Source organism: Nocardia jiangsuensis (genome assembly GCF_042650385.1).
Classification (GTDB): domain Bacteria; phylum Actinomycetota; class Actinomycetes; order Mycobacteriales; family Mycobacteriaceae; genus Nocardia; species Nocardia jiangsuensis.
In genome coordinates this window covers 18151-28586 of sequence record NZ_JBHSAX010000008.1, presented here as the reverse complement: position 1 = coordinate 28586, position 10436 = coordinate 18151, and the positions used below count along the sequence as shown (strand labels likewise).

The window sequence follows — 10436 nt, the reverse complement described above, 5'->3', positions numbered from 1 at the left end:
TGGTCCAGCACCAGGTAGCCGTTGGCCTCGGTCTCGCCGAGCACGACCGGGTTGCCCTCCTCGTCCACCACCTGCGCCGAGATCCCCGGCAGCGGGGTCATGGCGGCGCCCGGCTTGGCGGCGGTGACGCCGGGCAGCGGCGAGATCATGATCGCGCCGGTCTCGGTCTGCCACCAGGTGTCGACGATCGGGGTCTTCCCGCTGCCGATCACCGTGCGGTACCAGCGCCAGGCCTCGGGGTTGATCGGCTCGCCGACGCTGCCGAGCACGCGCAGCGAGCTCAGGTCGTGCGCGTCCGGGATCTGCCTGCCCCACTTCATGAAGGTGCGGATGAGCGTCGGCGCGGTGTAGTAGACGGTGACGCCGTAGCGGTCGATGATGTCGAAGTGCCGGTGCTCGTCCGGCGAGTTCGGGGTGCCCTCGTAGACCACCTGGGTGGCGCCGTTGGCCAGCGGCCCGTACACGATGTAGGTGTGCCCGGTGACCCAGCCGATGTCGGCGGTGCACCAGTAGACGTCGCGCTCCCGGTCGAGGTCGAAGACGTAGTGGTGGGTGTAGGCGGCCTGGGTCAGGTAGCCGCCGCTGGTGTGCAGGATGCCCTTCGGCTTCCCGGTGGTGCCTGAGGTGTAGAGGATGAAGAGCGGGTGCTCGCTGTCGAACGGCTCCGGGGTGTGCTCGGCGGGCGCCTGCCCGACGGTCTCGTGCCACCACTGGTCGCGGTCCGCGGTCATCGGGGTGTCCTGGCCGGTGCGGCGCACCACCAGCACGTGCTCCACGGTGTGCCCCGGCGCCGAGAGTGCCTCGTCCACCGCGGGTTTCAGCCCGGCCGGGGCGCCGCGGCGGAACTGGCCGTCGGTGGTCACCACCAGCCGGGCCGCGGCGTCGTCCACCCGGGAGCGCAGCGCGGCGGGTGAGAAGCCCGCGAAGACCACGGAGTGGGTGAGGCCGAGCCGGGCGCAGGCCAGCATGGTGATGATCGCCTCCGGGACCATCGGCATATAGATCGCCACCCGGTCGCCGGGCACCAGACCCAGTGATTCGAGGTGGTTCGCCGTGCGGGAGACCTCGTCGAGGAGGTCGGCGTAGGTGAGGTCGCGGGTGTCGCCCGGTTCGCCGACGAAATGGATGGCGACCTTGTCGCCGCGCCCCTCGTGGACGTGGCGGTCGACGCAGTTGTAGGCGACGTTGAGGCGGCCACCGGTGAACCACTGGGCGAAGGGGGCGTTCGACCAGTCGAGGACGTCGGTCCACCTGCGGTCCCAGTGCAGCCGGTCCGCCTGTTCGGCCCAGAACGCGAGCCGGTCCGCCTGTGCGCGTTCGGCCAGTTCGGGGCCCGCGTTCGCGGCCGCGGCGAACTCCGCCGTCGGCGCGTAGGTGGTGGGCAGTTCGGGTGCGCTGGTCACGGGTTTTTCCTTTCGCACGCCGCAAGCGGCTTCGTCAGTGGGGGCGGGGGCGGGTGATCGGTCGCTACCGGCTACTCGCCGCGGCGAAACGACGCCGCGGGCCGGTGCTCGGAGACGCCGAAACACGCGCCGCGCGAGGACGTCTCGCGCGGCGCGTGCCGGGGATCAGTGCGAGACGGCCTTCTCGGCGCCGATGCCGGTGAGCGACCGCACCTCCATCTCGGTCGCCTTCGCCGGATCCTCGTCGTCCTTGCCGAGGAAGGTGCCGACGATGCCGAGCACGAAGGCCAGCGGGATCGAGACGATGCCGGGGTTCGACAGCGGGAACCAGTCGAAATCGGCGTCCGGCAGCATCGCCGTCGCGCTGCCGGAGACGGCGGGGGAGAAGACGATCAGCACGATCGTCGAGATCAGCCCGCCGTACATGCTGGCCAGCGCGCCGGTGGTGTTGAAGCGCCGCCAGAACAGCGAGTACAGGATGGTCGGCAGGTTCGCCGCCGCCGCGACCGCGAAGGCCAGCGCCACCAGGAAGGCGATGTTCTGCCCGTTGGCCAGGATGCCGAGCCCGATCGCGAGCACGCCGATCACCACCGCGGTGATCCGCGAGACCCGGACCTGCTTGCGCTCGTCCACCTCGCCCTTCTTGATGACGCTGGCGTAGATGTCGTGCGCGAACGAGGCCGACGCGGTGATGGTGAGCCCGGCGACCACCGCGAGAATGGTCGCGAAGGCGACTGCGGAGATGACGCCGAGCAGCACGACGCCGCCGAGTTCGAAGGCGAGCAGCGGGGCCGCCGAGTTCTGCCCGCCCGCGGCGGCCAGGATCTTGTCCGGGCCCACGATGGCCGCGGCGCCGTACCCGAGCACCAGGGTGAACAGGTAGAAGGCACCGATCAGGGCGATGGCCCAGACCACCGAGCGCCGCGCCTCCTTGGCGGTGGGCACGGTGTAGAAGCGCATCAGCACGTGCGGCAGCCCGGCGGTGCCGAGCACGAGCGCGAGGCCGAGCGAGACGAAGTTCAGCTTGGACATCTCGCTGCCGCCGTACTGCGCGCCCGGCGCGAGCACGTCGCGCGCGGCGACCTTCTCGTTCGCCGACCCGCTGACCGCCTGCTGCGCGCTGCCGAGGATCTCGGAGAGGTTGAAGCCGAACTTGGCGAAGACCATGACCGTCATCAGCGCGGCGCCGGTGATCAGCAGCACCGCCTTGATGATCTGCACCCACGTGGTGCCCTTCATGCCGCCGACCAGCACGTAGACGATCATCAGGATGCCGACCACGGCGATCACCACGGACTGTCCGGCGCGATCGGAGATGTCGAGCAGCAGCGCGACCAGGCCGCCCGCGCCCGCCATCTGGGCGAGCAGGTAGAACAGCGAGACGGCGAGCGTGGTGAGCGCCGCCGCGGTGCGCACCGGCCCCTGCTTCAGCCGGAAGCTGAGCACGTCGGCCATGGTGAACTTGCCGGTGTTGCGCAGCATCTCGGCGACCAGCAGCAGCGCGACCAGCCAGGCGACCAGGAAGCCGATGGAGTACAGGAAGCCGTCGTAGCCGTAGACCGCGATGGCGCCCGCGATGCCGAGGAACGACGCCGCGGAGAGGTAGTCGCCCGCGATGGCGATGCCGTTCTGCGGGCCGGAGAAGCCGCGGCCGCCGGTGAAGTAGTCGGCGGCGGTGGCGTTGTTGCGGCTGGCCCGGATCACCACCACCATCGTCACCGCGACGAAGATCGCGAAGATGGCGATATTGGCTACGGGGTTGCCGACGGTGTTCGAGGCGGCCAGCAGGGTAGCGGTGCTCACGCCCTCTCTCCTTCCAGTTCCGCGCGGATGGCGGCCGCGCGCGGGTCGAGTTCGCGGTTGGCGAACCGCACGTACAGCCCGGTGATCAGGAAGGTGGAGACGAACTGGGCGAGGCCGAGCAGCAGCCCGACGTTGATGTTGCCCACCACCGTCGTCGCCATGAAGTCGTGCGCGTAGGCGCCGAGCAGCACGTAGGCGAGGTACCAGATCAGGAAGAGCGCGGAGACGGGGAACACGAAGCGCCGCAGGCGGCTTCGCAGCTCCTGGAACTGGGGGCTGGAGTGCGCCGCGGCGAACTCGGCCGGGGTCGGCGGCTGCGCGCCGCCGAGGTCGGTACTGGTCATCCGGGGGGAGTCCTGTCGTGTGACGTGGCTGACAGCGGATGACCGTAACTCCGGCCGGGGTCGTTCGGGGCCTGTGGTGCAGATCACTCCGTGAAGGGGTGGGATCGTGCGGTGAGCGGTCGGCGGGGTGCGGCGAGCGGTCAGCGTCCGGCGGGGCCGCCCGGCTCTTTTCCGAGGACTCCGTGCTCGCGATCCGCGCCCATGCCGAGCTTCTCCGGGGCGTGCATGCGCACGAAGATCCGCCCGACCGTGCGCGGGTCCTGCCCGCGGGTCGCCAGGCTGCCGAGCACCATGGTGGCGAAGGCGATCGGCACGCTGATCGCCGCCGGGTAGCCGAGGATATCCGCGGGCCAGCCGCCCGCCCAGCCGGCGTCGACGCCCCCGGTCACCGAGACCGCGGTGGCCGCACCGGCCGTGAGCCCGCCCGCGCTCAGCCCGGCCGCCGCCCCCGCCGCGGTCAGCCCGCGCCACCAGATGCCGAGTACCAGCAGCGGGCAGAGCGTCGACGCCGCCACCGAAAAGGCCAGCGCCACCGTCCGGGAGAGGTCGAGCGAGACGACGGTGAGCGAGAGCAGCAGCGGCACCACTCCCGCCACCACCGCCGCGAAGCGGAAGTCGCGGACCCGCCCGCGCAGCACATCGGTGCCGAGCACGCCCGCGATCCCCACCAGCAGCCCCGATGACGTCGAGAGGAACGCCGCGATCGCCCCCGCCGCCGCCAACGCGGCCAGCAGCTGCCCGGGCAGCCCGCTCAGCACCGCGCCGGGCAGCAGTACCACCGCCGCGTCCGAGGTGCCGGTGATCAGCAGCTGCGGCACGTACAGCCGGGCGAAGACCCCGAGCAGCACGGGGAACAGGTAGAAGACGCCGAGCAGCCCGATCACCGCGAGCGCGGTCGTGCGAGCAGCCCGCCCGTCCGGATTGGTGTAGAAGCGGACCAGCACGTGCGGCAGCCCCATCGTGCCGAGGAAGGTCGCGATGATCAGTGAATACACCTGGTACGTCGGGTGCGTACCGCCGAACCCGCCGCCGGGCCGGAGCCAGCCCGCGCCGTCCGCGGGCGCGCCCGCCACCACCGGGACCGCGCTGCCCGGTTCCAGCACCAGATCGGTGCCCGCGCCGAGTTCGTGGTCGCCGGGGGCGAGCTCGACCGGGCCGTTCACCGCGGCGCCGTCCAGCGTGCCGCGCACGGTGGCCGCGGTCGGCCCGGCCACCTGCACCACCACGTCGGTGCTGATGTCCACCGTGGTGCGCTCGGCGAGCACCGGCGGCGCCGGCGAGCCGAGCGGCCGCTCCTCGGCGAGGAAGTGCCCGGCGAGAACCAGCGCGGGCAGCGCCACCGCGGTGAGCTTGAGCCAGTACTGGAAGGCCTGCACCAGCGTGGCCGAGCGCATGCCGCCGCCCGCCACGTTGCCGATCACGATCACCCCGACCGCCACCGCGCCGACCCACTCCGGCCAGCCGAGCAGGATCCGCAGCGTGAGCCCGGCGCCCTGGAACTGCGGGATCAGATACACCGCGCAGATCAGCACCACCACGACCGCGGCCAGCCTGCGCAGCCGCGCCGAGCCGAGCCGGAACTCCGCGAAATCCGGCACCGTGTAGGCGCCGGAGCGGCGCAGCGGCGCGGCGACGAAGAGCAGCAGCCCCAGGTACCCCGCGGTGAACCCGACCGGGTACCAGAGCGCGTCCGCGCCGTACTTGGCGATCAGCCCGGCGACGCCGAGAAACGAGGCGGCGGAGAGGTACTCGCCGGAGATCGCGGCCGCGTTCCAGCGCGGGCCGACGCTGCGGCTCGCGACCAGGAAGTCGGAGGTGGTGCGCGCCAGCCGCCCCCCGTACACCCCGAGCGCCACCGTGGCCAGCGCCGCGAGCAGCAGCGCGGCCACCGTGAGCAGCGGGGCGGTGCCTGGCACCTCAGTCCCCGGCCAGTTCAAGGAAGTCCTGCTCGTTCCGCTCGGCCAGCCGCCGGTACAGCCACCCCGCGCCGTAGAGCAGCGGGTACGCCGCCGCGCCGAGCAGCAGCCAGGGCAGCCGGACCCCGAACACGGTCAGCGTGGCGGGTGCGCCCGCCGCGAAGAGCATCGGCAGCGCGCCGAGCCCGAGCACGACGACGAGCCCGACGCGGAGCGCCAGCCCGAGCTGTGCCCGGATCAGCCCGTTGATCAGCACCGCGCCGATCTCGGTCTGCTCCGCGACCTCGCTGCGGGTGCGCACCCGGCGGGCGCCCCGCCGCTCGGCGAGCACCACCCGCTGCCGGGCGGCGGGGCGCGGCGGCCCCACCGGGTGGCGCGGCGGCTCGGGCCGGAGCCGCGGGTTCTCCGGGCCGGTCACCGGCCGGTCCAGTTCTGCCGTGGCCCGTGCACGAGGCGGTTCTTGAGTTCGCGCAGCTGCCTGCGGCTGACCGGAAGCTCCACCGCGGCCGCCTCGCCCTCGCCGCGCAGGCAGACCAGCGTGGCCCCGCTCGCGGTGCGCAGCCCGGTCACAAGCCGCAGCGCGATCAGGTAGGAGCGGTGCACGCGCAGGAAACCGGCGTCCCGCCAGCGGGTCTCCAGCGCGGAGAGCGGAATCCGGACCAGGTGCGAGCCCGCGCTGGTGTGCAGCCTGGCGTAGTCGCCGTCGGCCTCGACCCAGTTCACGCTGCTCCGGTGCACCAGCGTGGTCACCCCGCCCAGCTCCACCGGGATCACCTCGGCCGGGTCGGCGCGCTGCGCGGCGGCCGGGGGAGCCGCGGCCGAGCGCGCGGCCCCGATCCGGCGCACCGCCTCCGCGAGCCGCTCCGTGCGCAGCGGTTTGAGCAGGTAGTCCACCGCGCCCAGGTCGAAGGCGGCGACCGCGCGGTCGTCGTGCGCGGTCACGAAGACCACCGCGGGCGGGTGCGCGAACTCGGCGAGGATGCCGGCCAGCTCCATCCCGTCCAGCCCCGGCATGTTGATGTCGAGGAAGACCGCGTCCACCGGATGCTGCCGCAGCAGCCGCAGCGCCGCCGTCGATTCCCTGGCCGCGTGGATCTCGCCCACCTCCGGCTGCGCGCGCAGCAGGTAGACCAGCTCGTCCAGAGCGGGCTTCTCGTCGTCGACGGCGAGCACGCGCAGGGCGGCGCCGGGCGGGGTGGTGGCGGTCACAGCGGTCCCATCGTAGAAGGCGACGGGTCGGAACCGCCCGGTACTCCCGGCATCAGGCCCGCACGCCCGGCCGGAACTTCGGCACCCGCAGGCTCACCTTCGTTCCCGCGCCCGGCGCGGTCTCCACCACCAGCCCGTAGTCGTTGCCGAAGGCCGCGCGCAGCCGGTCGTCCACGTTGGCCAGTCCGACGTGCGCCGACTCGCCGGTGGTGACGGCGTCCAGCTCGCCGGAGCGGAGCAGCTCCGGGTCCATCCCTGCGCCGTCGTCCTCCACGCTGATCAGGCACTCGGTGCCGGCGTCGGCCGCCACGATGCTCACCGTCCCGCCGTGCCCGGCCCCGGCCAGCCCGTGCCGCACCGCGTTCTCCACCAGCGGCTGCAGCGCGAGGAACGGCAGCACCACGCCGAGCACCTCCGGCGCCACCCGCAGCCGCACCTGCAGCGCATCCCCGAACCGGGCCCGCTCCAGCGCCAGGTAGCGCTCGATATTGCGCAGTTCGTCGGCGAGCACGGTGAACTCGCCCGCCGCACGGAACGAGTAGCGGGTGAAATCGGCGAACTCCAGGATCAGCTCGCGCGCCCGGTCCGGGTCGGTGCGCACGAACGAGGCGATGGTGTTCAGCGCGTTGTAGATGAAGTGCGGGCTGATCTGCGCGCGCAGCGCCCGCACCTCGGCCCGGTCCAGCCTGGCCCGCGAGGCGTCCAGCTCGGCCAGCTGCAACTGGCCGCAGGCGTACCGCGCCACCTCCGCCAGCGCGCCGAGCGTCCCCGGCCCGGGTGGCTCCTCGGTGACCACCCCGAGCACCCCGGTGACCTCGTTGTCCGGCAGCAGCATCGGCTGCGCCACCAGCGTCCGCCCCACCTGCTCGCCCGGCCCGGCCACCAGCACCGCCCGCCCGCCCGCCGCCGCCCGCGCCGCCGCCTCCCCGAACGTCGCCCCGAGCGCCGCGTGCGGGCCGTCCCACGCCAGCACCGTTCCCACGGGGTCGGCCACCCCCAGCGCCGCGCCCCCGGTCAGCGCCCGCAGGTGCGGCGCCGCCTCGGCCGCCGACTCCTCGGTCAGCCCCCGGCGCAGCGGGACCGCGGCCAGCGCCGCGGTGTGCAGCGCGGAGTGCACCGCGCGCTCGGCGGGGGTGGTGACCACGCGGCGGGTTCTCGGCCACAGCAGCAGGGCGCCGGCCAGGAGGGCCGCCGCCACCACGATCGCCACCGCGGTGGGGTTCATCGGGCGGGTTCCATGGGATCGATTATGCGGGTGGGGGGGCACACACGGTTCGGTGACGGTTTACTCGGACCGCGCCCGGGGCAATCTCTCCCAGCCCCTCCCCACCACCCCGAGAAGGCCCCGATGAGATCAGCCAGACCCGTGCTCGCTGTACTGGCCACCGCCGTGCTCGCGACGGCCGCGCTGGTCGTGTTCGCCACCCCCGCCGTGGCCAACCCCGCCACCACCGGTGGCCCGTTCACCCCGGCGGTCTCGCTCACCGACGGCCTGTGCGTGGCCTACGTGGACACCGCGGTCACCGGGGACGCCTACCCGGAGCACGCCGCCTTCACCGTGGCGGCCACGCTGGTCGGCGTCGGCCCCTGCTCGCTGCCGGTCACGCTGACCTGGCGCAATGTCGACACCGGGGAGACCGGGGTGGTGACGAAGACGGCCAGGGGGCCGGGGTACTGGAGCACCAGCGGGCGGGACGCGCTGTTCCACGCCGGGATCGGCCGCTTCGACGGCACCGTGACGATCGGCCCCGCGCACCTGCCGGAGCCGGGCACCGTCGACTTCACCGTCACCCGCTACCAGGGCTGACCGAGCCGGACCACCGGGCACGTCGAATCCCCATCGGCGGACGGTGCCGGATTCGAGCCCCGGCATCGCCCGCCGCTCGAAATCGGGGTGCGTCCGGCCCCGCCGCGGCGCTACCGTCCGCGGGTGATCGATTACTTCGGGGAGGCGGTCGCCGCGACCTACGACCGGAACGTGGCGGAGCAGTTCGCGCCGGAACGGGTGACGCCCGCCGTCGATGTACTGGCCGAATCGGCGGGTGGCGGGCGGGCTCTGGAACTCGGGATCGGGACGGGCCGGATTGCGCTGCCCGCTGGGCAGACCGTCGTCCCCTTCGGCTTCGGCCCCGAGCGGTGGGCCTACTCCGACTACGACCCCGCGACCCAGGCCGTCGTCTGCCACTCGGTTCAGGGCAGGGCCCAGGCCGGTAGCGGCTCGGTCCGCGCCGACCACTCGGCGGGCAGGCCGGGGTCGGCCGCGAGCACGCCGCCGACGATCGCGCAGGTGGTGTCCACATCGCCGCCCGCCGCCGCCGCGGTCCACCACGCCTCGGTCAACCGGTTGCGGTAGCGGGCGGCGAGCCACAGGCAGTACGGGACGGTGTCGAGGGCCCGGCACTCCTGCCCGGTTCCGAGTTCCGCCGCCGCCGAGCCGGTTTCGCTGATCTCCCGCGCGGCGAGGATGCGGTCGCGTACCGCCCCGGACGGCGTCCGATCGGCGATCGCGCTGAGCAGCGCGGGTCCGCGCAACCCCGGCTCGGCGGCGACGAGCGCGGCCGCGACGGCCACCGCGACCGCTCCCTCGATCCCCTCCGGATGCGTGTGGGTGACCTCGGCGGCCGCGACCGCCTGCGCCGGAACCCGATCCGGGACGTCGGCGAAATACGCGCCGAGCGGTGCGACGCGCATCGCCGCGCCGTTACCCCACGACCCCGCCCCACCCCTGGCCCGCGGAGCCAGCTCGCGCCAGTCCGTGCCGTCACGGCGCATGAGCCGCAGAATCCGCGTGGTGCCCGGCCCGTAGCGCCGGTAGATGTCGTAGTGCTCGGCGAATGACAGGGCGAGCGCGTCCTGCTCGATCCGACCGTGCCGCAGCAGGATCCGGTACACCGAGCAGGCCATCTCGGTGTCGTCGGTCCAGAGCCACGGGCCCGGCGGCGGTGTGCGCGTCGCGAGGGCGGCGCTGCCGAGCGGATCGGTGAAGCAGGAGCCGAAGCCGTCACCCGTCGCCAGCCCGCGCAGTGAAGCCGTCGCGCGCTCGTTCCGCACCGGAGTCCCGCTCAGTTCTGGCAGACCGGGTAGATCGCCGCGGGGTGGCAGTGCGCGGGGCAGGCGAGCAGGTAGACCATGTTGCCGAGCAGGAACCCGTCGTCGAAGGCGATGGCCTCGGCCGCCTGCGCGGTGTCGTTCCGGAAACCGCCGAAGTCGTAGTTCTCCGCGACCTGGCCGAGGAATACCAGCTCCGCGCCGCAGGGGCAGCGCAGGTGCTCGGCGCCCTGGAACCAGTGCGGGGAGCCGCCGACCTTGAAGTCCTGGAGCGGGCCGTCGTAGCCGGGGATATCGTCGTCGTCCACCGCGCGCTCCAGCGTCAGCCGGTGCGGGCGCAGGTGCGGGTCGAGCTCAGCGACCTCGGTGGCGTCGCGCTGCAGCAGGATCCGCCAGTGCGCGTGGTCATTGGCGGGCGGGTGGTCCCAGAACTCCGGCGGGAGTTGCCCGGTGGCCTGGAAGCAGGCGTCGCTCTCGACGGGGCACTGGAAGACCAGGAGCTGGTCGCCGGCGAAGTGCGCGACGTCGGCGGGGACCAGGAGCTGGAAGTAGAGCGCCATCCTGGCCCCGCACGGGCACACCGGCCACGGCTGCCCGGCGTCGAGGACGGGCCACCCGCCGACGGTGTCGCGATCGCCCGCGGCGGCGGGGTCGCGACCCGCTCGGATGATGTAGGTGTGCGCGTCCACGGTCTGCTTCCCCTCCGCCGTCGG

At 73.3% G+C, this 10436-nt stretch carries 10 protein-coding genes; 1 reads left to right on the top strand and 9 read right to left on the bottom strand.

Going from position 1 to position 10436, the window contains the following annotated elements:
• The 7 genes from ACFO0B_RS09215 to ACFO0B_RS09185 all read right to left on the bottom strand — a co-directional run.
• On the bottom strand, positions 1-1403 hold a 1403-nt coding region (locus ACFO0B_RS09215; RefSeq protein WP_378611920.1), incomplete at its 3' end, for an acetate--CoA ligase.
• A 165-nt stretch (positions 1404-1568) separates the two neighbouring features.
• Positions 1569-3206, bottom strand: a complete 1638-nt coding sequence (locus tag ACFO0B_RS09210) for a solute symporter family protein (RefSeq protein ID WP_378611919.1) — start codon at positions 3204-3206, stop codon at positions 1569-1571.
• Positions 3203-3550, bottom strand: a complete 348-nt coding sequence (locus tag ACFO0B_RS09205) for a DUF485 domain-containing protein (protein WP_378611918.1) — start codon at positions 3548-3550, stop codon at positions 3203-3205. The genes ACFO0B_RS09210 and ACFO0B_RS09205 overlap by 4 nt, the downstream gene beginning before the upstream one ends.
• A 140-nt stretch (positions 3551-3690) precedes the next feature.
• Positions 3691-5466, bottom strand: coding sequence for a sodium/solute symporter (locus ACFO0B_RS09200; protein WP_378611917.1), 1776 nt, complete (start codon positions 5464-5466; stop codon positions 3691-3693).
• A 1-nt stretch (position 5467) separates the two neighbouring features.
• The gene (locus ACFO0B_RS09195; RefSeq protein ID WP_378611921.1) at positions 5468-5800 is read right to left on the bottom strand and encodes a hypothetical protein; all 333 of its coding nucleotides are present in this window, start codon (positions 5798-5800) and stop codon (positions 5468-5470) included.
• 80 nt (positions 5801-5880) lie between these two features.
• Positions 5881-6675 carry a LytR/AlgR family response regulator transcription factor gene (locus tag ACFO0B_RS09190; protein ID WP_378611915.1) on the bottom strand — a complete coding sequence of 265 codons (795 nt, stop codon included), beginning with the start codon at positions 6673-6675 and terminating at the stop codon, positions 5881-5883.
• A gap of 52 nt (positions 6676-6727) precedes the next feature.
• Positions 6728-7900, bottom strand: coding sequence for a sensor histidine kinase (locus ACFO0B_RS09185; RefSeq protein WP_378611913.1), 1173 nt, complete (start codon positions 7898-7900; stop codon positions 6728-6730).
• 123 nt (positions 7901-8023) lie between these two features.
• Here ACFO0B_RS09185 and ACFO0B_RS09180 point away from each other — a divergent pair, with 123 nt between their 5' ends.
• On the top strand, positions 8024-8482 hold the full coding sequence (locus ACFO0B_RS09180; RefSeq protein ID WP_378611912.1) for a hypothetical protein: 459 nt from the start codon (positions 8024-8026) through the stop codon (positions 8480-8482).
• 383 nt (positions 8483-8865) lie between these two features.
• Here ACFO0B_RS09180 and ACFO0B_RS09175 read toward each other — a convergent pair whose 3' ends face one another.
• Positions 8866-9726, bottom strand: a complete 861-nt coding sequence (locus ACFO0B_RS09175; RefSeq protein WP_378611911.1) for an ADP-ribosylglycohydrolase family protein — start codon at positions 9724-9726, stop codon at positions 8866-8868.
• An 11-nt stretch (positions 9727-9737) separates the two neighbouring features.
• Positions 9738-10412, bottom strand: a complete 675-nt coding sequence (locus ACFO0B_RS09170; RefSeq protein ID WP_378611910.1) for a hypothetical protein — start codon at positions 10410-10412, stop codon at positions 9738-9740.
• Positions 10413-10436: the final 24 nt, after the last annotated feature.

Coding starts and splice junctions, on each gene's coding strand:
- ACFO0B_RS09205 (WP_378611918.1), bottom strand. CDS start 3,550: ATGACCAGTACCGACCTCGGCGGCGCGCAGCCGCCGACCCCGGCCGAG.
- ACFO0B_RS09180 (WP_378611912.1), top strand. CDS start 8,024: ATGAGATCAGCCAGACCCGTGCTCGCTGTACTGGCCACCGCCGTGCTC.
- ACFO0B_RS09185 (WP_378611913.1), bottom strand. CDS start 7,900: ATGAACCCCACCGCGGTGGCGATCGTGGTGGCGGCGGCCCTCCTGGCC.